The following is an 18,875-nucleotide window of genomic DNA, read 5'->3' as shown; positions in this document are numbered from 1 at the left end:
AGCACTATCTACGTCGCAAGCTCGAGGCCTAAGGGTGGATACGGCTTCCTGACCCTCCCCCGATGATCAGTCGGGGACTATCGCTCTTTGAAAGGACGCTAGTCGAGATACAAGGGTGGATAACGCTCTTTTTATCCACCATCGATGCCGGGGTGAACGCCGCCTGGTGGACAGAAAAGCGCTGTCCACCCTACGGCAAAGGTCTCAGCGCACTTCCACCACCACCTTGCCCACGGCTTGGCGCGAGGCCAGGGTCTTGATCGCATCGCTTGCGCGCTCCAGCGGGAAGGTCTGGGACACCAGCGGCTTGAGCTTGCCTTCGGCGTACCAGGTGAACAGCTGCTGGAAGTTGGCCAGGTTGTCCTGGGGCTGGCGCTGGGCGAAGGAGCCCCAGAACACGCCAATTACCGAGGCGCCCTTGAGCAGGGCGAGGTTCACCGGCAGCTCGGGGATGCGACCGCTGGCGAAGCCCACCACCAGCAGGCGGCCGTTCCAGTTGATGGCGCGAATGGCCGCGTCGAACAGGTCGCCGCCGACCGGGTCGTAGATCACGTCGGCGCCCTGGCCATTGGTGAGTTCCTTGACGCGGTCCTTCAGGCTTTCCTCGCTGTAGTTGATCAGCGCATCGGCGCCGGCGGCCTTGGCCACTTCCAGCTTCTGCGCGCTGCTGGCAGCGGCGATCACCCGCGCGCCCATGGCCTTGCCGATTTCCACCGCCGCCAGGCCGACGCCGCCGGATGCGCCGAGCACCAGCAGGGTTTCGCCGGGCTGCAGATTGGCGCGCTGTTTCAGGGCGTGCATCGAGGTGCCGTAGGTCATGCCGAAGGCGGCGGCCGAGTTGAAGTCGATGCCCTTGGGAATCGGCATTACGTTGTAGGACGGCACCGCCACCTGCTCGGCGAAGCTGCCCCAGCCGGTCAGCGCCATCACCCGGTCGCCGGGCTTGAGGTGGCTGACTTTCTCGCCCACCGCAGCCACCACGCCGGCCGCTTCGCCACCCGGGGAGAAGGGGAAGGGCGGTTTGAACTGGTACTTGCCTTCGATGATCAGGGTGTCGGGGAAGTTGACCGCCGCGGCATGCACGTCGATCAGGATCTCGTTCTTTTTCGGCTCGGGGCTGGCGACTTCCTCCAGCACCAGGGTGTCGGCGGGGCCGAAGGCTTTGCACAGGACGGCTTTCATCGCGGGGCTCCTAGGCGTGGGGCGCTGGCCCCGGGCATGTGGCCTTGCAGTGTAAGTGGGGGGGCGAAGGGGTCAATCAGCATGGCTGCGCCTGATGGGTGTGCATAAACGGAGGTCTTGGGGCCGGTCGCGGCTCTGGCTATGCTAGGCGCCATTCGTGCTGAGGAGACCCCGGTGAAAAGACTCACTGCATTGCTGCTGGCCCTGACCCTTCCCCTGCTGGCGAGCGCCAAGGAGGAGGTTGAGCCCAAGGAGGGCGAAGCGCCCAAGGTCGCCTATATCGACCTGGTGCCGGCACTGGTCGGCAACTATGGCCCCGGTCCGCGCCTGAAGTACTACAAGGCCGATATCTCGCTGCGGGTCTCCAGCACCGACGCCGAGGTCAAGGTCACCCGCCACGAGCCCCTGATCCGCAACCAGCTGGTGATGCTCTTTTCCCAGCAGACCGACGAATCGCTCGGCTCTTCCGACGCCAAGGAAAAGCTGCGCCAGGAAGCGCTCAAGCAGGTGCAGCAGGTGCTGAACAGCGAGGAAGGTCAGCCCCTGGTGGACGACCTGCTGTTCAACAACCTGATCATTCAGCCCTGACCCTTCTCCCACAGGCAGACGCGATTGCGCCCTTCGTGCTTGGCCCGGTAGAGCGCGGCGTCGCTGCGTGATACCAGGCTGTCGGGCTGGTCTTCGCGGGCGGGATCGGAAATGGCGATGCCGATGCTGACGGTCAGCCGCCCATCCGGGCTGGCAGGGTGTTCGATGGCCAGGTCGGCGATGCGTGCCATGCTCCGCTCGGCGACGTGCAACGCACCTGGTTCGCCGGTGTTGGCGAGGATGATGGCGAACTCCTCGCCACCGTAGCGGCAGGCCACGTCACCTTCGCGCCGCAGGCTCTGCTGCAGCGCCTGGGCCACTCGGCGCAGGGCCTCGTCGCCCGCCTGGTGGCCGAGGCTGTCATTGAACGCCTTGAAGTAGTCCACATCCAGCATCAGCAGGGCCAGGGGCGCGCCGAGGCGGCGCAGGCGGCGCCATTCACCACTGAGCTGGCGGTCGAAATAGCGGCGGTTGTAGAGCCCGGTCAGGCCGTCCTGTTGCGACAGGCGTTGCAGCCGCGCTTCCAGCTCCAGCCGCTCGCTATTGTCGCGGGAGACCCCGATCAGGTATTCGCGGCCGTTCAGCTTCACCAGCTGGGCGCTGATTTCCGCCGCCTGCAGACTGCCATCGGCACGGCGCATCTCGCGCTGGAAGATGCCCGAGTCGCCGTCGCGACGGGCCTGGCGCACCAGCTCCAGCCAGGCGTGGTAGCCGGGCAGCAGCTGCTCCGGATCTTCCTTCAGCAGTTGGCGAAAGGCGTCAGCGCTGTAGCCCAGGCCGGCGTGGGTGGCCCGGTTCATGTGCAGGATCTCGCGGCTGGCGAGTTCGAAGATGAACAGGCCGTCCTGGCTGGAGTCGGTCAGGTCGAGCGCCAGTTGCAGGCGTTCGCGGCTTTCGCGCAGGTCCTGTTCGGCGTGCTCGCGCTGGCTGACCTCCTCGTTCAGGCGCCGGTAGCCGGTCTGCAGGGCATTGGCGCGGCGGGCGTTTTCCAGGGCCAGGGCCAGGGCGGCCACCAGCAGCAGGCTGGTGACCAGGCTCGCGCCGAGCACCACCTGCGGCAGCGGCGAGCTGAGCTGTGCCACCAGCTTGCGGGTCGGGCTCAGTTGCAGGGCGAAATTGCCGTTGTTGAGCAACTGCAGGGGAACGCGCTGGCTGAGGGGGTCGACGCTGCCCGGCCGGTCCTGGTGGTAGATGGTGTGGTTGGCCTCCAGCAGCCGGACGCTGAAGTCCTGGTTTTCGATATCCGCGAGGAGTTCGTCCATCAGCGGCTCGACGCGGAAAACGCCCTGGAGGAAGCCGTCGAAGGTCTGTTCGCTCCGTTCGCCGCCAATGTAGAGCGGTGTGTAGAGGATGAGGCCGCGGCCACCCTGCACCAGGGCGAAGCTGTTGGACAGCTGGGCCTGGCCGCTGGCCTTGGCCTGCATGGCGAGGTTGAAGTTGGGGTGGTTGCGGGTCAGGCGGAAACTCAGGGCGGCCTCGTTGCCTTTCTCGGGCTGCACCCAGCGCATGCGCAGGTCGGCGCCCATCCATTGGATGGACTGGTAGCCGGGAAAGTGTTCCAGGGCGAGGCGGGCTTCCAGGTTCCACTCGTCCTGGGGAATCCGGCCGCGATGGTTCCACAGCAGGGCCATGCGGCGCAGGGCCTCAACCTCATCGAACAGGTTGTTTTCCAGCTCGCTGGCCAGGGACCGCGCCTGATAGGCGACGCGTTCGCGGATGCGCTCCTGCTGGGCGTTGTCCATCTGCTTCCAGAGCAGCAGGCTGGTGCCGCACAACGCCAGGAGCAGCACGGCGAGTGTCGTTCGGACCAGCCAGGCGGGGTGAGTGTGCGGCATGGAAGTGCCCCGGGAGATTCTCCTCCGTCATAGCACAGGGCCATGCCCGACTCAACGCAGGGCAAGCACCCCGGACCATTCCTCTTCGGTTACCGGCATCACCGACAGGCGGCTGCCCTTCTGCACCAGGGGCATGCCGGTCAGCACCGCCTGTTCACGCAGCCGGGCGAGGGGGATAACACCAGCAAAGGCTTCGACGAACTCCACGTCCAGGGCGCTCCAGGGATTCTTCTCCGGGCTGGCCTTGGGGTCGTGGTAATGGCTTTGCGGGTCCAGCGCCGTGGGGTCCGGGTAGGTCTCCCCGGCGATCCGCGCGATCCCGGCGATGCCGGGCTCGGGGCAGCTGGAATGGTAGAAGAAGAACAGCTCGCCGGGGCGCATGGCGCGCATGAAGTTGCGTGCCTGGTAGTTGCGCACGCCATCCCAGCGCGCCTTGCCCAAACGCTGCAGGTCGTGGATGGAAAGTTCGTCGGGTTCGGATTTCATCAGCCAGAAAGGCATGAAGTTTGCTCCTGTACGTTCGTCCGCGCTGGGACATCGAAGCCTGGGACCGGCCGACGGCCGGTTGGCGTCTCAAATTGCGTGTTCGCTCACGTTGCCGGAAAATGCCGCGCTTTAAGCTGCACGCCGCCGTACGGTCCAATCAGAACAACAATCCACCATTCGGTCATCGCGCGAAGTTTGCCTGCAAGGGGGAGGCAATCGATGAAACGCAAGCCAGACATACTCTGGGTATTGGTCGTCATTTTCGGCCTGGGTGTGGTCACCACCGGTTACACCCAGAGTCTGTGGGAGCGCCAGGGCGGCGCGCCCGTCAACCTGACCCAACAGCCCTGACTCCATCCGGTTGGCACCGCAAGGATCGCGGTGTCGCTGTCACTGTCCTTCGTACCAGCCGCTGTCCGTTACCGTCGCCTGCAGGGATACATCCCAGCTCGCCAGCTCCAGCCTGTCCACTTTCTGGCATTCGTGCGCCAGGCCCAGCAGGGTCGGCTTGCGCCACTGCCGGCGACGGGACAGATAGGCCAGGCTCCGGTCGTAGAAGCCTGCGCCCATTCCCAGGCGTCCACCGTATTCATCGAAACCCACCAGCGGCAGCATGACCAGGTCCAGTGCCCAGACCTTGCGCTGTTGCGCCGGATTGGCGCGCGGCTCGAGGATGCGGAAGCGATTCTTCTGCAGCCGTTCGCCCGGGAGCAGGCGCTGGAAGACCATTTTTTCCCGCGGCCAGGCATTGAGCACCGGCAGGTACGCCTGCTTGCCCCGGCGTTGGGCTTCGCGCAGCAATGGGCGCGGGTCGATTTCGCCATTGGTGGGCAGGTAGAGCGCGACATGCCTGGCGCGGCGGAACAACGGGTCCTGCGCGAGCTGGCGGTAAAGGGCCTTGGCGGCGTGCTTCTGCTGGAGGGGCGTGAGTGCGCGGCGGGCCTGGCGGAGCAGGCGGCGCAGGCTCTGGCGGGAATGGGATCCGGCGCAGATCATGAAGAAAGTAGACTCCCCGGTTGTGCCGCTGTCGGGTTAGCCCTTGAACCCTAAAGTTCAAGGTGGAGGTTGCAGGAGGCGTTAAGGCTTTCCGTCAGGCGGACATGCACACCGGCCCCAACTTGCAACCCCCGTGGTTGCATTTATCGGCTCAGGGACGTCACCGACTGGCCAACACACCAGGGAGCTGGCGGCGAGTATACCCCAAGAACCGCTGTGGAAACTGCTGCGCGTCGGCCCGGATGAATCGGAAGGGCCGCTGCGCGTCATTTTGTCGCGACGCGTGCCCCTCAGGCCTGGCGGATATCCGGGTCGGCAGCCAGGGCATGGTCGACGCGCTCCAGCAGGTCACGCACCCGCTCGCGGGTGGACGTGGCTTCCTGATCCAGGCGCTGCTGCTTGTGCAGCAGGTCGTGGGTGATGTTCAAGGCGGCCATCACGGCGATGCGGTCGGCGCCTATGACTTTCCCGCTGGAACGGATTTCCCGCATCTTCCCATCCAGGTAGCGAGCGGCGCTTTCCAGGTTGGCGCGTTCGTCGGCAGGGCAGGCGATGCAGTATTCCTTATCGAGAATTTGGACGGTGACGGTATTGGACTGGGTCATGAATCCTGCTCCAGGGCTTTCAGGCGCGAAATCATCGCTTCGACCTTGAGCCGGGCCATTTCGTTCTTTTCGATCAGATGAGCGCGTTCTTCGCGCCAGGCCTTCTCGCTGGCAAGCAGGAGCCGGTTCTGGGCCTTGAGCTGCTCGACACGCTGGATCAGAAGCTCCAGCTTGGCTGTCAGTGCATGCAGTTCGGCATCTTCCATGGGCTGTCTACTTGGTGGGGAGTGACCGGGACTATATAGGACCGGCGCGGCAACGGGTCAAACCCGCAGGCGTCGGCGCGATTCTTTGCACGCCGGTGGGTAGGGGCTGGCGGACGGGCTGCCGATGCTGCCTTCACCGCGCCAGACTGCTAGGATACGAGGCCGTCATTCTAGTGATTGCGCCCTCTGGCGCCTAGCCACCCTTATGTCCAGTTCGAATTCCCCCTACAACGCTTTCGCCGCGCTCCTCGCCTCCACCGGCCAGCCGGTCTCCCCTGCCGAACTGCACGGCATGCTCCTCGGCCGCAGCTGCGCCGGCGCCGGCTTCGAGCCCGAGCCCTGGCTGGAGGATGCCGCCGAACTGCTCGGCGCCGCCCCGCAGGACAACGTGCGCCAGGCCCTGATCGGCCTGCAGGAGATGGTCAAGAGCGAGCTGACCGGCAGCGACATGGCCGTGGTCCTGCTGTTGCCCGGCGACGACGCACCGCTGGCCGAACGTGCCGCCGCCCTCGGCCAGTGGTGCCAGGGCTTCCTCGGCGGCTTCGGCCTGACCGCCCGCGAGGGCGCGCTGTCCGGCGAGGCGGTCGAAGTGCTGCAGGACCTCGCCTCCATCGCCCAGGTACAGAGCGCCCTGGAGGATTCCGACGACGGCGAGAGCGACTACATGGAAGTCATGGAGTACCTGCGCGTCGCCCCCTTGTTGCTATTCGCCGAGTGCGCCAAGCCTGCCGCACCGGCCGCCAAACCCTCGTTGCATTGAACCCGCGTGGCGGGCCTTGCGCCCGCCCTGAAGGAGCGCGCATGACCCGTATCCCCAAGGCCGAGTACGCCCGCCGGCGCAAGGCCCTGATGGCGCAGATGGAAGCCAACAGCATCGCCATCCTGCCGGCCGCGCCGGTGCATATCCGCAACCGCGACGTCGAGCACGTCTACCGCCAGGACAGCGACTTCCAGTACCTCAGCGGCTTCCCCGAGCCGGAAGCGGTGCTGGTGCTGATTCCCGGCCGCGAGCATGGCGAGTACGTGCTGTTCTGCCGCGAGCGCGATCCGGAGCGTGAACTCTGGGATGGCCTGCGTGCCGGCCAGGATGGCGCCATCAGCGAGTACGGTGCCGACGACGCCTTCCCCATCGGCGATATCGACGACATCCTGCCCGGCCTGATCGAAGGGCGCAGCCGCGTCTACTACTCCATCGGCACCAACACCGAGTTCGACCAGCACCTGATGGAGTGGATCAACGTGATCCGCTCCAAGGCGCGCCAGGGCGCCCAGCCGCCCAAGGAGTTCGTTGCCCTCGACCACCTGCTGCACGACATGCGCCTGTACAAGTCGGCGGCGGAAGTGAAGGTCATGCGCGAGGCCGCCGAGGTTTCCGCCCGCGCCCACGTGCGCGCCATGCAGGCCTCCCGCGCCGGCCTCTACGAATACCACCTGGAAGCCGAACTGGAATACGAGTTCCGCAAGGGCGGGGCGAAGATGCCGGCCTACGGTTCCATCGTCGCCGCCGGCAAGAACGCCTGCATCCTGCACTACCGCGAGAACGACGCCCCGCTGAAGGACGGCGACCTGGTGCTGATCGACGCCGCCTGCGAGCTGGACTGCTACGCCAGCGACATCACCCGCACCTTCCCGGTCAGCGGCCGCTTCAGCCCCGAGCAGAAGGCCATCTATGAACTGGTGCTGAAATCCCAGGAAGCCGCCTTCCCGCAGATCGCTCCCGGCAAGCACTGGAACGAAGCCCACGAAGCCACGGTGCAGGTCATCACCGCCGGCCTGGTGGAGCTCGGCCTGCTCAAGGGCGATGTCGAAGAGCTGATCGCCTCGGAGGCCTACAAGGCCTTCTACATGCACCGTGCCGGCCACTGGCTGGGCATGGACGTGCACGATGTCGGCGAATACAAGGTCGGCGGCGAGTGGCGCGTGCTGGAACCGGGCATGGCCATGACTGTCGAGCCGGGCATCTACATCGGCGCCGACAACCAGGACGTGCCGAAGAAGTGGCGCGGCATCGGCGTGCGCATCGAGGACGATGTGGTGGTGACGAAGTCCGGCTGCGAAATCCTCACCGGCGGCGTGCCCAAGTCGGTGGACGAGATCGAGGCGCTGATGGCCGCCGCGCGTACCCAGGCCGCCTGACATGCACCACAGCCAAGTCGCGATCATCGGCGGTGGCCTGGTCGGCGCCAGCCTCGCCCTGGCGCTGCAGGAAGGCGCCCGGGCGCGGGGCTGGAAGATCGTCCTGATTGAACCTTTTGCCCCCGGCAACAGCTTCCAGCCCAGCTACGACGCCCGCTCCTCCGCGCTGTCCTTCGGCAGCCGGAAGATCTACGAACGCCTTGGCCTCTGGCAGGTCATCGCCCAGCGCGCCGAGCCCATCCTGCAGATCCACGTCTCCGACCGCGGGCGCTTCGGCGCCGCTCGCCTCGCCGCCCTGGAAGAGGGCGTCCCGGCGCTGGGCTACGTCGTGGAGAACGCCTGGCTCGGCCAGTGCCTCTGGCAGGCCCTGGACGAAGACGTGGTGACCTGGCACTGCCCGGCCGAGGTAGTCGGCATGCAGGCGCTGGAAAGTGGCTATCGTCTGACCCTGAACGACGAAACCGAGCTCGACTGCGACCTGGCGGTACTGGCCGACGGCGGCCGTTCCGGCCTGCGCGAACAGCTGGGCATCGGCGTGCACCGCACCGCCTACCGGCAGACCGCGCTGATCGCCAACGTCAGCCCGCTGGAAGCCCATCGCGGCCAGGCCTTCGAACGCTTCACCGACGATGGCCCCATGGCCCTGCTGCCGCTGCCGGAGAATCGCTGCGCGCTGGTCTGGAGTCGTCCCGGCGATGAGGCCGAGCGCCTTGCCCGGCTCGACGAGCGGAGCTTCCTCGATGAGCTGCAGAGAACCTTCGGCTACCGCCTTGGTGCCTTCCAGCAGGTCGGTGCGCGCCACCTCTATCCGCTGGAGCTGGTGGAGGCCGAAGAGCAGGTGCGTTCCAACCTGGTGGTGCTGGGCAACGCCGCCCACAGCCTGCACCCCATCGCCGGCCAGGGCTACAACCTGTCCCTGCGCGACGCCCAGGCCCTGGCCGAGGCGCTGCTGGCCAGCGACAAGGCCTTGGGCGATTTCGCCACCCTGCAGGGCTACCTGCAGCGCCAGCGCCAGGACCAGAATCTCACGGTGGGCTTCTCCGACCAGGTGACCCGCCTTTTCTCCAACGCCGAGCCGCTGCTGGCCGCCGGACGCAACCTGGGCCTGCTCGGCCTCGACCTGCTGCCGCCGGCCAAGCGCTGGTTCGCCCGCCAGGCCATGGGCCTGGGCACCCGCCCGGACTGACCGGGCGTGCTGAACCTAGACACACAGGGAGCCTCAAGGCCTGATATGGAACTGCGCGCGGATCTGATCATCGTGGGCGCCGGCATGGTCGGCAGTGCGCTGGCCCTGGCGCTCAAGGACAGCGGCCTGGATATCCTGCTGATCGACGGCAGCCCGCTCAGCGTCAAACCCTTCGACCCGGCATCGGCCTTCGAGCCGCGGGTCAGTGCCCTGTCCGCCGCCAGCCAGCGCATCCTCGAACGCCTCGGCGCCTGGCCCGGCATCGCCGCGCGGCGCAGCAGCCCCTACGGCGAGATGCATGTCTGGGACGGTTCCGGCACCGGGCAGATCCACTTCTCCGCGTCCAGCGTGCATGCCGAGGTGCTCGGCCACATCGTCGAGAACCGGGTGGTCCAGGACGCCCTGCTGGAGCCCCTGCACGACAGCGACATCGGCCTGCTGCCAGGGGCACGCCTGGAGCGCCTGCGTCGTTCCGGCGACGACTGGCTGCTGACCCTGGTGGACGGCCGCGAACTGCGCGCGCCCCTGGTGGTGGCTGCCGACGGTGCCAACTCCGCGGTGCGTCGCCTGGCCGGTTGCGCCACCCGCGAGTGGGATTACCTGCACCACGCCATCGTCACCAGCGTGCGCTGCGCCGAACCTCACCAACGCACCGCCTGGCAGCGCTTCACCGATGACGGCCCGCTGGCGTTCCTGCCGCTGGAGCGTGATAACGAGCACTGGTGCTCCATCGTCTGGTCGGTGACCCCGGAGGAGGCCGAACGCCTGATGGCCCTGGACGACACCGTCTTCTGCAGCGAACTCGGCCGCGCCTTCGAGTGGCGCCTGGGTGAAGTGCTCGGCGCCGACCCGCGCCTGTGCATCCCGCTGCGCCAGCGCCACGCCAAGCGCTATGTGGAAGAAGGGCTGGCGCTGATCGGCGACGCCGCCCACAGCATCCACCCGCTGGCAGGGCAGGGGGTCAATCTCGGGTTCCTCGATGCGGCAGTGCTCGCCGAAGTGCTGCTGCATGCCATCGGCCGCGGCGAGCGCCTGGCCGACGAGCGCGTGCTGAGCCGTTTCGAGCGCCGGCGCATGCCCCACAACCTGGCGATGATGGCGGCGATGGAAGGCTTCGAGCGGCTGTTCCAGGCCAATCCGCTGCCCCTGCGCTGGTTGCGCAACACCGGCCTGAAATGGGTCGACGGCATGCCCGAAGCCAAGGCGCTGTTCGTGCGCAGGGCCCTGGGGCTGTCGGGAGACCTGCCGGATCTCGCCCAGGCCTGATCGCACCTTGTGCGTGAACACTTCCCTCGCCATCCGGGAGAGGGAAGTGGGGAATACACACCCCGACATAAAAACCGCTACAGCTCGCAACTGATGTTGACTATCATTCAGCCTTTGTCTTCATCAAGAGGCTCCAGCAATGCGGGTACGTCAGTCCCTTCTCGCGCTCCTTGCGCTGTCCGCCGCCGCGACTTCGGTGCAGGCCGCCGATGAAGTGGTGGTCTACTCCTCGCGGATCGACGAGCTGATCAAGCCGGTGTTCGATGCCTACACCGCCAAGACCGGCGTGCAGATCAAGTTCATCACCGACAAGGAAGCCCCGCTGATGCAGCGGATCAAGGCCGAGGGCGAGAACGGCGTGGCCGACCTGCTGCTCACCGTCGACGCCGGTAACCTCTGGCAGGCCGAACAGATGGGCATCCTGCAGCCTTTTTCTTCGCCTGTGATCGACGCCAACATCCCGCCCCAGTACCGCGCCGGCAGCCATGCCTGGACCGGCCTGTCGCTGCGCGCGCGGACCATCGTCTACTCCACCGAGCGGGTGAAGCCGGAGGAGCTGTCCACCTACGAGGCCCTGGCCGACAAGAACTGGGAAGGCCGCCTCTGCCTGCGTACCGCGAAGAAGGTCTACAACCAGTCGCTGACCGCTACCCTGATCGAGACCCATGGCGCGGCCAAGACCGAGGAAATCCTCAAAGGCTGGGTGAACAACCTGGCCACCGATGTGTTCGCCGACGACAACGCGGTGATCCAGGCGGTGGATGCCGGCCAGTGCGACGTCGGTATCGTCAACACCTACTACTACGGGCGCCTGCACAAGGAGAATCCGAACCTGCGGGTGAAGATCTTCTGGCCGAACCAGGCTGACCGTGGTGTCCACGTCAACCTGTCGGGCGTTGGCCTGACCCAGCATGCGCCGCACCCCGAGGCCGCCAAGGCCCTGGTGGAGTGGATGACCACCGACGAGGCGCAGAGCCTGTTCGCCGACATCAACCAGGAGTTCCCGGCCAATCCCAAGGTCAAGCCGTCCGCCGAAGTGGCCGCCTGGGGCAGCTTCAAGGCCGACACCATTCCGGTGGAAGTGGCCGGCAAGCGCCAGGCCGAAGCCATCAGGATGATGGACCGGGTCGGCTGGAACTGATCCGCCGCTCTGCCGCTATACTCGACGCCCCGGCCAGTCCGGGGCGTTCCATTTGGCTATGTCTGCGTTAAGTGTCAGGGGTGGCGCCAAACCCCACCCTACGATGCTCCGTGGTTTGTTCGAAACTGCTTGGCAACAGCTAACAGGGACATAGCCTTCCATTTCGATCCCCGAGAGGTTTGCGTGGCCCATCCCGCCCAGCGTCGCTGGTATCCCATCAGCTTTGCCGTCGCCATCCTGGTTCTGCTGCCCCTGAGCGTCCTGCTGCTGTCCTGGGGCGAGGTGGACGGGGAGATCTGGTCCCACCTCTGGGAAACTCAGATGCCGCGCCTGCTCGGCAATACCCTGGTGCTGGTGGCCGGCGTGTCGGTGGGGGTCACCCTGATCGGCGTCAGCCTGGCCTGGCTCACCAGCCTCTGCGAATTCCCCGGCCGGCGCTGGCTGGACTGGGCGCTGATGCTGCCCTTCGCCGTGCCGGCCTATGTGCTGGCCTTCGTCTTCATCGGCCTGTTCGATTTCGCCGGGCCGGTGCAGACCCTGCTGCGCGAGTGGTTCGGCAGCGGCCTGCGGTTGCCACGGGTACGCTCCACCGGCGGGGTGATCCTGGTGCTGGTGCTGGTCTTCTACCCCTACGTCTACCTGTTGGCGCGCGCCGCCTTCCTGGCCCAGGGCAAGGGCCTGATGGAGGCCGCCCGGGTGCTCGGCCAGTCGCCCTGGCAGGCGTTCTGGCACGTCGCCCTGCCCATGGCGCGGCCAGCCATCGGCGCCGGCCTGGCCCTGGCGGTCATGGAAACCCTGGCCGATTTCGGCGCCGTGGCGGTGTTCAACTTCGATACCTTCACCACCGCCATCTACAAGACCTGGTACGGCTTCTTCAGCCTCTCCAGCGCCGCGCAGCTGGCCAGCCTGCTGCTGCTCGGCGTCTGCCTGGTGCTCTACGGCGAGCGCCGCGCCCGCGGCGCCAGCCGCCCGGCCAGCGAGCGGCCGCGCGGCAAGGCGCTCTACCAGCTGCACGGCATCAAGGCCCTGGCGGCTACCTGCTGGTGCTCCCTGGTGTTCGCCTGCGCCTTCGTCATTCCCATGCTGCAGTTGTTGGTGTGGTTCTGGCAGCGCGGCCGCTTCGATCTCGACGAGCGTTATGCCGGGCTGATCCTGCACACCCTCTACCTCGGTGGCATGGCTGCGCTGCTCACCGTTTGCGTGGCCCTGCTGCTGGCCTTCGCCCGGCGCCTGGCGCCGACCCGCCCGGTGCGTGCCGCGGTGGGGCTGGCCAACCTCGGCTATGCGTTGCCGGGCTCGGTGCTGGCGGTGTCCATCATGCTCGCCTTCAGCTACCTCGACAGCCGCCTGGTGATCCCGCTGTCCCACTGGTTCGGCGGTGCCGGCAAGCCGCTGCTGCTGGGCAGCCTGGGTGCGCTGCTGCTGGCCTACCTGGTGCGTTTCATGGCGGTGGCCTACGGGCCCCTGGAGAACGGTCTGGCGCGTATCCGCCCGTCGCTGCCGGAAGCCTCGCGCAGCCTGGGCGTCGGTGGCCCGTCGCTGTTCTTCCGGGTCTACCTGCCGCTGCTGGTGCCCGGCGCCCTGAGTGCCGCGCTGCTGGTGTTCGTCGACGTGCTCAAGGAAATGCCCGCCACCCTGCTGATGCGCCCCTTCGGCTGGGACACCCTGGCCGTGCGCATCTTCGAGATGACCAGCGAAGGCGAATGGGCCCGCGCCTCGTTGCCCGCCCTCACCCTGGTACTGGTCGGCCTGCTGCCGGTGATCGGCCTGATACGCCGTTCGGCAAGACGGATCGGCCACTGAAGGCGCCCCCGGGGAAGCCCGCGAGCGTGGCGGCATAAGGCACAAGGCCATCTCACCCCCCTCGCGGGATGCTCCTGGCTGGCTGCTTGCCGGAGTGTCCAGGGTTCGACCTTGCGGCTACAATGCGCGCCATTCGTTGCGGCCCACCCCGCCGCGGCAGCGGATGATTCCGCGCCCACGGCCCGCCGCACTTTGCCAATCCCGGAAGGAGAAACCCATGGGACAGCGCACTCCATTGCATGACCAGCATGTGGCCCTGGGAGCCAAGATGGTCGATTTCGGCGGTTGGGACATGCCGCTGCACTACGGCTCCCAAGTCGAGGAGCACCACCAGGTGCGCCGCGACTGCGGCGTCTTCGATGTCTCCCACATGACGGTGGTGGACGTTGCAGGCAGTCAGGCCACGGCCTGGCTCCAGCACCTGCTGGCCAACGATGTCGAGCGCCTGCAGACCCCCGGCAAGGCCCTCTACAGCGCCATGCTCGATGAGCGGGGCGGGGTGATCGACGACCTGATCGTCTACCTCACCGCCGGCGGCTATCGCCTGGTGGTCAACGCCGCCACCCGCGAGAAGGACCTGGCCTGGATGCACCAGCGCAGCCAGGGCCATGAGGTCCAGCTGAGCCTGCGGTCCGACCTGGCGATCCTCGCCATCCAGGGCCCCAGCGCCCGTACCCGGGTGGCGGAGCTCTTGAGCACCGAGCGCGCCGCGCTGATCCATGAACTCAAGCCGTTCCAGGGCCTGCCCGATGACGACTGGTTCATCGCCCGCACCGGCTACACCGGCGAGGACGGCCTGGAGATCATGCTTCCCGCCGACCAGGTGGCCGGTCTCTTCAATGAACTGGTGGGCGCCGGCATCGCCCCCATCGGCCTCGGCGCCCGCGACACACTGCGCCTGGAAGCCGGGATGAACCTCTACGGCCAGGACATGACCGAGGACGTATCCCCGCTGGTCTCCAACATGGCCTGGACCATCGCCTGGGAGCCCGAGTCCCGTGACTTCATCGGCCGCCAGGCCCTGGAGGCCGAACGCGCCGCCGGCCCCGCCAGCAAGCTGGTCGGCCTGGTGCTGGAGGAGCGTGGCGTGCTGCGCGCCCACCAGGTGGTGCGGGTAGAGGGCGTGGGCGAGGGCGAGATCACCAGCGGCAGCTTCTCCCCGACCCTGAACAAATCCATCGCCATGGCGCGGGTGCCGATGGCCACCGGCGAGCGCGCCGAAGTGGAAATACGCGGCAAGTGGTTCCCGGTGCGCGTCGTGCGACCGAACTTCGTGCGCAATGGCAAAGCCTTGATCTAAATTTTCAGGCGGGCCATCCGCCACAGTCTCTGAGGAACTCGACATGAGCAACATCCCCGCTGAACTGCGTTACGCCCCCAGCCACGAGTGGGCCCGTCTGGAAGCCGATGGCAGCGTTACCGTGGGCATCACCGACCATGCCCAGGAAGCCCTGGGCGACGTGGTCTTCGTCGAACTGCCGGAAGTCGGCAAGACCCTGGCCGCCGGTCAGGAAGCCGGCGTGGTGGAGTCGGTGAAGGCCGCCTCCGACATCTACGCGCCGATCGGCGGCGAAGTGATCGCCGTGAACGATGCCGTCAGCGATGCCCCCGAGAGCGTCAACAGCGACCCCTACGGCTCCTGGTTCTTCAAGCTCAAGCCGAGCAACGTCGCCGAGCTGGACAAACTGCTCGACGCCGCCGCCTACAAGGCAGCCGCCGACGCCGATAGCTGATTCTCCCGCTATCCTTGCAAAAAGCCTCGCTAGTCGAGGCTTTTTGCTTTTCACACGAGGCGAAACGAGGTCCTGCCCATGTCCCAGATGCCCTCGCTGTCCCAGCTCCAACTGCCCGATGCCTTCCTCCGCCGCCACCTGGGGCCGGACGAGGCCGAACAGCGGGCCATGCTCGAAACCCTGGGCCTCGCCAGCATCGACGAGCTGATCGTACAGACGGTGCCGCCGGCCATCCGCCTCAACCAGCCCCTGGACCTGCCGCCGGCGCTGGACGAGCAGCAGGCCCTGGCCAAGCTACGCGGCTACGCCGAGCAGAACCAGCTCTGGACCAGCCTGATCGGCATGGGCTACTACGGCACCGTCACGCCCACGGTGATATTGCGCAACGTGCTGGAAAACCCGGGCTGGTACACCGCCTACACCCCTTACCAGCCGGAGATCGCCCAGGGTCGGCTGGAGGCCCTGCTGAATTTCCAGCAGCTGACCATCGACCTCACCGGCCTCGACCTCGCCAGCGCCTCCCTGCTGGACGAGGCCACCGCCGCCGCCGAGGCCATGGCCCTGGCCAAGCGCGTGGCCAAGTCGAAGAGCAACCTGTTCTTCGTCGACGAAGACTGCCATCCCCAGACCATCTCGGTGGTGCAGACCCGCGCCCAGGCCTTCGGCTTCGACCTGGTGGTGGAGCGTGTGGATAACCTGACGCAGCACCAGGTGTTCGGCGCGCTGCTGCAGTACCCGGACACCCATGGCGAGATCCGCGACCTGCGCCCCCTGATCGAGCACCTGCACGGCCAGCAGGCCCTGGCCTGCGTCGGCGCCGACCTGCTCAGCCTGCTGCTGCTCACCCCGCCCGGCGAATTGGGGGCCGATGTGGTCTTCGGTTCGGCCCAGCGCTTTGGTGTGCCCATGGGTTACGGCGGGCCCCACGCGGCCTTTTTCGCCACCCGCGACGAATTCAAGCGCGCCATGCCCGGGCGCATCATCGGCGTGTCCAAGGATGCCCGTGGCAATGTCGCCCTGCGCATGGCCCTGCAGACCCGCGAGCAGCACATCCGCCGCGAGAAGGCCAACTCCAACATCTGCACGGCCCAGGTGCTGCTGGCCAACATCGCCAGCTGCTACGCCGTCTACCACGGCCCCGAGGGCCTGAAGCGCATCGCCCAGCGTGTCCACCGGCTCACCGCCATCCTTGCCGAAGGCCTGGCGCGCCGGGGCATCCAGCGCGACAACCAGTATTTCTTCGACACCCTGACCCTGGATGTGGGCGGCAGCCAGACCGCCGTGATCGAGTCGGCCAAGGCCGCGCGCATCAACCTGCGCATTCTCGGCCGCGGCAAGCTGGGAGTCAGCCTCGACGAGACCTGCACGGCGGAAACCGTGGAGCAACTGTTCGGCATTTTCCTCGGTGCCGACCATGGCCTGTCCGTCGGCGAGCTGGACGAAGGCGTGATCATCGGCGGCATTCCGGCCGACCTTGCGCGCAGCAGCGGTTATCTCGACCACCCGGTGTTCAATGCCCACCACAGTGAAACCGAGATGCTGCGCTACCTCAAACAGCTGGAGAACAAGGACCTGGCGCTGAACCAGGCGATGATCCCGCTGGGCTCCTGCACCATGAAGCTCAACGCCACCAGCGAGATGATCCCCATCACCTGGCCGGAATTCGCCAACCTGCACCCCTTCGCGCCGCGCTCGCAGGCCCTGGGCTACAGGCTGATGATCGACGAGCTGGAGAGTTGGCTTTGCGCCATCACCGGCTTCGATGCCATCTGCATGCAGCCCAACTCCGGCGCCCAGGGCGAGTACGCCGGGCTGCTCGCCATCCGCCGCTACCACGAGAGCCGCGGCGAGGGGCACCGCAATATCTGCCTGATCCCGGCCTCGGCCCACGGCACCAACCCGGCCTCGGCACAGATGGCGAGCATGCGCGTGGTGATCGTCGAGTGCGACGAGGACGGCAACGTCGACCTCGAGGACCTCAAGCGCAAGGCGGCCGAGGCCGGTGGCCAGCTGTCCTGCCTGATGGCCACCTATCCGTCCACCCACGGGGTCTATGAAGAGGGAATCCGCGAGATCTGCGAGGTTATCCACAGCCACGGCGGCCAGGTCTACATGGACGGCGCCAACCTCAACGCCCAGGTGGGCCTGGCGCGACCGGCGGACATCGGCGCCGACGTCTCCCACATGAACCTGCACAAGACCTTCTGCATCCCCCATGGCGGCGGCGGGCCGGGCATGGGGCCGATCGGTGTGCGCGCGCACCTGGCGCCCTTCGTCGCCAATCACCCGGTGATCGAACTCAAGGGACCGAACCCGGAGAACGGCGCGGTCAGCGCGGCGCCCTGGGGCAGTGCGAGCATCCTGCCGATCAGCTGGATGTACATCGCCATGATGGGGCCGGAACTGGCCGACGCCACCGAAGTGGCCATCCTCGGCGCCAACTACCTGGCCCGGCAGCTGGGCGATGCCTATCCGGTGCTCTACAGCGGGCGCAACGGCCGCGTGGCCCACGAATGCATTCTCGACCTGCGGCCGATCAAGGCGGAAACCGGCATCACCGAAGAGGACGTGGCCAAGCGCCTGATGGACTACGGCTTCCACGCGCCGACCATGAGCTTCCCGGTGCCGGGCACCCTGATGGTCGAGCCCACCGAGAGCGAGAACAAGCACGAACTGGACCGCTTCATCGAAGCGATGCTGAGCATCCGCGACGAGATCGCCAAGGTGCAGGCGGGCGACTGGCCGGCGGAGGACAACCCGCTGAAACGCGCGCCGCACACCCTCGCCGACGTGATCGGCCACTGGGAACGGCCCTACAGCATCGAGGAGGCCGTGACCCCTTCGTCCCACACCCGCGCCCACAAGTACTGGCCGGCGGTGAACCGGGTGGACAACGTCTACGGCGACCGCAACCTGTTCTGCGCCTGCGTGCCGGTGGAGGATTATCGGGAGTAGGTAAGCGCGATCTCACGTTTTTTGTAGGGGCGAATTCATTCGCCAAGGGCAACGAAGTTGCCCCGACGGGGTGTGGGCAGACCTGCGGTCTGCTTGGCGAATGAATTCGCCCCTACAGAAGAGGGCGCTCCGCGCGCGAGGGAAAGGTGGTTAGTCTCGTAGGATGGGTAGAGCGGAGCGAAACCCATGCTGTCGGATCGATGGTTTCGCAAGCTCGCTGAACGCCGCCCGACCCATCCTGCAGAGCTCGCGTTTTTTGTAGGGGCGAATTCATTCGCCAAGGGCAACGAAGTTGCCCCGACGGGGTGTGGGCAGACCTGCGGTCTGCTTGGCGAATAAATTCGCCCCTACAGAAGAGCGAGGGAAAGGCGGATAGCGAAAAAACAATGCCCCGCACGGCGAGGTCCTGCCGTGCGGGGGCTTGGTGGCTTACTCTTCAGCGGCCAGGATGGCGCTGGCCAGTTCGCTGTCGCTGGCCTTGAGGTCCGGGTGCTCGCTGCGGATGCGCTGCAGCGCCGCTTCAAGATAGGGGCCGCGAATTTCGCCGCCACTGGCGACGAAGCTGCTGGCGTCGTCGCGGGCCGCGACTATCAGTTTGTCGTCCTTGAAGGTGAGGTAGGTGGATGCGGTGGTGGCGCCGGACGAGATGATATCGCGCCAGAAATCACTGTCTGCCATCGCCGAGCCGACGGGCAGGGCGATCAGGGCGAGGGCGGCTGCATACAGACGAGTGCGCATAGGCTGGTACTCCGTTCTC

At 66.7% G+C, this 18,875-nt stretch carries 18 protein-coding genes and 1 other RNA gene; 11 read left to right on the top strand and 8 right to left on the bottom strand.

Features of this window, described 5'->3' with window-relative positions; translation table 11 throughout:
- Positions 1 to 204: 204 nt before the first annotated feature.
- Positions 205 to 1,182: an NADPH:quinone oxidoreductase family protein gene (locus tag ACFW0H_RS23505; protein WP_422916259.1), complete on the bottom strand. Its 978-nt coding sequence runs from the start codon at positions 1,180 to 1,182 to the stop codon at positions 205 to 207.
- A 141-nt stretch (positions 1,183 to 1,323) separates the two neighbouring features.
- On the opposite strand from ACFW0H_RS23505, the gene ACFW0H_RS23500 reads away from it, so the two are divergent.
- Complete coding sequence (locus ACFW0H_RS23500) at positions 1,324 to 1,770, top strand: flagellar basal body-associated protein FliL (RefSeq protein WP_422916258.1); 447 nt, start codon at positions 1,324 to 1,326, stop codon at positions 1,768 to 1,770.
- Here the strand turns inward: ACFW0H_RS23500 and ACFW0H_RS23495 are convergent.
- Positions 1,761 to 3,605 (bottom strand): diguanylate cyclase, encoded by a 1,845-nt coding sequence (locus tag ACFW0H_RS23495; RefSeq protein ID WP_422916257.1) that lies wholly within the window; start codon positions 3,603 to 3,605, stop codon positions 1,761 to 1,763. The genes ACFW0H_RS23500 and ACFW0H_RS23495 overlap by 10 nt on opposite strands.
- A gap of 51 nt (positions 3,606 to 3,656) precedes the next feature.
- The gene (locus tag ACFW0H_RS23490) at positions 3,657 to 4,106 is read right to left on the bottom strand and encodes an EVE domain-containing protein (protein WP_422916256.1); all 450 of its coding nucleotides are present in this window, start codon (positions 4,104 to 4,106) and stop codon (positions 3,657 to 3,659) included.
- Between the two features lie 204 nt (positions 4,107 to 4,310).
- Between ACFW0H_RS23490 and ACFW0H_RS23485 the strand changes: the two genes are divergently transcribed.
- Positions 4,311 to 4,442, top strand: coding sequence for a hypothetical protein (locus ACFW0H_RS23485; protein ID WP_422916255.1), 132 nt, complete (start codon positions 4,311 to 4,313; stop codon positions 4,440 to 4,442).
- Between the two features lie 39 nt (positions 4,443 to 4,481).
- Here ACFW0H_RS23485 and ACFW0H_RS23480 read toward each other — a convergent pair whose 3' ends face one another.
- The 4 genes from ACFW0H_RS23480 to ACFW0H_RS23465 all read right to left on the bottom strand — a co-directional run bounded on the left by ACFW0H_RS23480 (position 4,482) and on the right by ACFW0H_RS23465 (position 5,898).
- Positions 4,482 to 5,087 carry a 5-formyltetrahydrofolate cyclo-ligase gene (locus ACFW0H_RS23480; RefSeq protein ID WP_422916254.1) on the bottom strand — a complete coding sequence of 202 codons (606 nt, stop codon included), beginning with the start codon at positions 5,085 to 5,087 and terminating at the stop codon, positions 4,482 to 4,484.
- 9 nt (positions 5,088 to 5,096) lie between these two features.
- Positions 5,097 to 5,276, bottom strand: a non-coding RNA gene (ssrS, locus tag ACFW0H_RS23475) — 6S RNA.
- 101 nt (positions 5,277 to 5,377) lie between these two features.
- Complete coding sequence (locus ACFW0H_RS23470) at positions 5,378 to 5,692, bottom strand: cell division protein ZapA (protein WP_422916253.1); 315 nt, start codon at positions 5,690 to 5,692, stop codon at positions 5,378 to 5,380.
- On the bottom strand, positions 5,689 to 5,898 hold the full coding sequence (locus ACFW0H_RS23465; protein ID WP_028626819.1) for a TIGR02449 family protein: 210 nt from the start codon (positions 5,896 to 5,898) through the stop codon (positions 5,689 to 5,691). Before ACFW0H_RS23465 ends, ACFW0H_RS23470 begins: the two co-directional genes overlap by 4 nt.
- Positions 5,899 to 6,103: 205 nt before the next feature.
- On the opposite strand from ACFW0H_RS23465, the gene ACFW0H_RS23460 reads away from it, so the two are divergent.
- The 9 genes from ACFW0H_RS23460 (at position 6,104) to gcvP (ending at position 18,118) form a co-directional block, all read left to right on the top strand.
- The gene (locus ACFW0H_RS23460; RefSeq protein ID WP_422916252.1) at positions 6,104 to 6,658 is read left to right on the top strand and encodes a YecA/YgfB family protein; all 555 of its coding nucleotides are present in this window, start codon (positions 6,104 to 6,106) and stop codon (positions 6,656 to 6,658) included.
- A gap of 41 nt (positions 6,659 to 6,699) precedes the next feature.
- Positions 6,700 to 8,034, top strand: a complete 1,335-nt coding sequence (gene pepP / locus ACFW0H_RS23455) for a Xaa-Pro aminopeptidase (protein ID WP_422916251.1) — start codon at positions 6,700 to 6,702, stop codon at positions 8,032 to 8,034.
- Between the two features lies 1 nt (position 8,035).
- Positions 8,036 to 9,220 (top strand): 2-octaprenyl-6-methoxyphenyl hydroxylase, encoded by a 1,185-nt coding sequence (ubiH, locus tag ACFW0H_RS23450; RefSeq protein ID WP_422916250.1) that lies wholly within the window; start codon positions 8,036 to 8,038, stop codon positions 9,218 to 9,220.
- 45 nt (positions 9,221 to 9,265) lie between these two features.
- Positions 9,266 to 10,486: a 2-octaprenyl-3-methyl-6-methoxy-1,4-benzoquinol hydroxylase gene (locus ACFW0H_RS23445; RefSeq protein WP_459077330.1), complete on the top strand. Its 1,221-nt coding sequence runs from the start codon at positions 9,266 to 9,268 to the stop codon at positions 10,484 to 10,486.
- 139 nt (positions 10,487 to 10,625) lie between these two features.
- The gene (locus ACFW0H_RS23440) at positions 10,626 to 11,627 is read left to right on the top strand and encodes an extracellular solute-binding protein (RefSeq protein WP_422916249.1); all 1,002 of its coding nucleotides are present in this window, start codon (positions 10,626 to 10,628) and stop codon (positions 11,625 to 11,627) included.
- A gap of 183 nt (positions 11,628 to 11,810) precedes the next feature.
- Positions 11,811 to 13,430, top strand: coding sequence for an ABC transporter permease (locus tag ACFW0H_RS23435; RefSeq protein ID WP_422916248.1), 1,620 nt, complete (start codon positions 11,811 to 11,813; stop codon positions 13,428 to 13,430).
- Positions 13,431 to 13,647: 217 nt separating this feature from the next.
- Positions 13,648 to 14,730 carry a glycine cleavage system aminomethyltransferase GcvT gene (gcvT, locus tag ACFW0H_RS23430; RefSeq protein WP_422916247.1) on the top strand — a complete coding sequence of 361 codons (1,083 nt, stop codon included), beginning with the start codon at positions 13,648 to 13,650 and terminating at the stop codon, positions 14,728 to 14,730.
- 43 nt (positions 14,731 to 14,773) lie between these two features.
- Positions 14,774 to 15,163 (top strand): glycine cleavage system protein GcvH, encoded by a 390-nt coding sequence (gene gcvH / locus ACFW0H_RS23425; protein WP_422916246.1) that lies wholly within the window; start codon positions 14,774 to 14,776, stop codon positions 15,161 to 15,163.
- A 78-nt stretch (positions 15,164 to 15,241) separates the two neighbouring features.
- Positions 15,242 to 18,118: an aminomethyl-transferring glycine dehydrogenase gene (gene gcvP / locus ACFW0H_RS23420; protein ID WP_422916245.1), complete on the top strand. Its 2,877-nt coding sequence runs from the start codon at positions 15,242 to 15,244 to the stop codon at positions 18,116 to 18,118.
- Positions 18,119 to 18,547: 429 nt separating this feature from the next.
- Here the strand turns inward: gcvP and ACFW0H_RS23415 are convergent, their stop codons facing one another.
- Positions 18,548 to 18,856: a DUF2388 domain-containing protein gene (locus ACFW0H_RS23415; protein ID WP_422916244.1), complete on the bottom strand. Its 309-nt coding sequence runs from the start codon at positions 18,854 to 18,856 to the stop codon at positions 18,548 to 18,550.
- Positions 18,857 to 18,875 lie beyond the last annotated feature (19 nt).

Source organism: Metapseudomonas cellulosilytica (assembly GCF_049334135.1).
Classification (GTDB): domain Bacteria; phylum Pseudomonadota; class Gammaproteobacteria; order Pseudomonadales; family Pseudomonadaceae; genus Metapseudomonas.
The sequence above is the reverse complement of the archived record's forward strand: the minus strand, read 5'-3'. Positions and strand labels throughout refer to the sequence as shown.

What these genes read in the sequence shown, in the direction of transcription:
- ACFW0H_RS23505 (WP_422916259.1), bottom strand. Translation starts at nt 1,182, where the DNA reads ATGAAAGCCGTCCTGTGCAAAGCCTTCGGCCCCGCCGACACCCTGGTG.
- ACFW0H_RS23500 (WP_422916258.1), top strand. Translation starts at nt 1,324, where the DNA reads ATGCTAGGCGCCATTCGTGCTGAGGAGACCCCGGTGAAAAGACTCACT.
- ACFW0H_RS23495 (WP_422916257.1), bottom strand. Translation starts at nt 3,605, where the DNA reads ATGCCGCACACTCACCCCGCCTGGCTGGTCCGAACGACACTCGCCGTG.
- ACFW0H_RS23490 (WP_422916256.1), bottom strand. Translation starts at nt 4,106, where the DNA reads ATGCCTTTCTGGCTGATGAAATCCGAACCCGACGAACTTTCCATCCAC.
- ACFW0H_RS23485 (WP_422916255.1), top strand. Translation starts at nt 4,311, where the DNA reads ATGAAACGCAAGCCAGACATACTCTGGGTATTGGTCGTCATTTTCGGC.
- ACFW0H_RS23480 (WP_422916254.1), bottom strand. Translation starts at nt 5,087, where the DNA reads ATGATCTGCGCCGGATCCCATTCCCGCCAGAGCCTGCGCCGCCTGCTC.
- ACFW0H_RS23470 (WP_422916253.1), bottom strand. Translation starts at nt 5,692, where the DNA reads ATGACCCAGTCCAATACCGTCACCGTCCAAATTCTCGATAAGGAATAC.
- ACFW0H_RS23465 (WP_028626819.1), bottom strand. Translation starts at nt 5,898, where the DNA reads ATGGAAGATGCCGAACTGCATGCACTGACAGCCAAGCTGGAGCTTCTG.
- ACFW0H_RS23460 (WP_422916252.1), top strand. Translation starts at nt 6,104, where the DNA reads ATGTCCAGTTCGAATTCCCCCTACAACGCTTTCGCCGCGCTCCTCGCC.
- pepP (WP_422916251.1), top strand. Translation starts at nt 6,700, where the DNA reads ATGACCCGTATCCCCAAGGCCGAGTACGCCCGCCGGCGCAAGGCCCTG.
- ubiH (WP_422916250.1), top strand. Translation starts at nt 8,036, where the DNA reads ATGCACCACAGCCAAGTCGCGATCATCGGCGGTGGCCTGGTCGGCGCC.
- ACFW0H_RS23445 (WP_459077330.1), top strand. Translation starts at nt 9,266, where the DNA reads ATGGAACTGCGCGCGGATCTGATCATCGTGGGCGCCGGCATGGTCGGC.
- ACFW0H_RS23440 (WP_422916249.1), top strand. Translation starts at nt 10,626, where the DNA reads ATGCGGGTACGTCAGTCCCTTCTCGCGCTCCTTGCGCTGTCCGCCGCC.
- gcvT (WP_422916247.1), top strand. Translation starts at nt 13,648, where the DNA reads ATGGGACAGCGCACTCCATTGCATGACCAGCATGTGGCCCTGGGAGCC.
- gcvH (WP_422916246.1), top strand. Translation starts at nt 14,774, where the DNA reads ATGAGCAACATCCCCGCTGAACTGCGTTACGCCCCCAGCCACGAGTGG.
- gcvP (WP_422916245.1), top strand. Translation starts at nt 15,242, where the DNA reads ATGTCCCAGATGCCCTCGCTGTCCCAGCTCCAACTGCCCGATGCCTTC.
- ACFW0H_RS23415 (WP_422916244.1), bottom strand. Translation starts at nt 18,856, where the DNA reads ATGCGCACTCGTCTGTATGCAGCCGCCCTCGCCCTGATCGCCCTGCCC.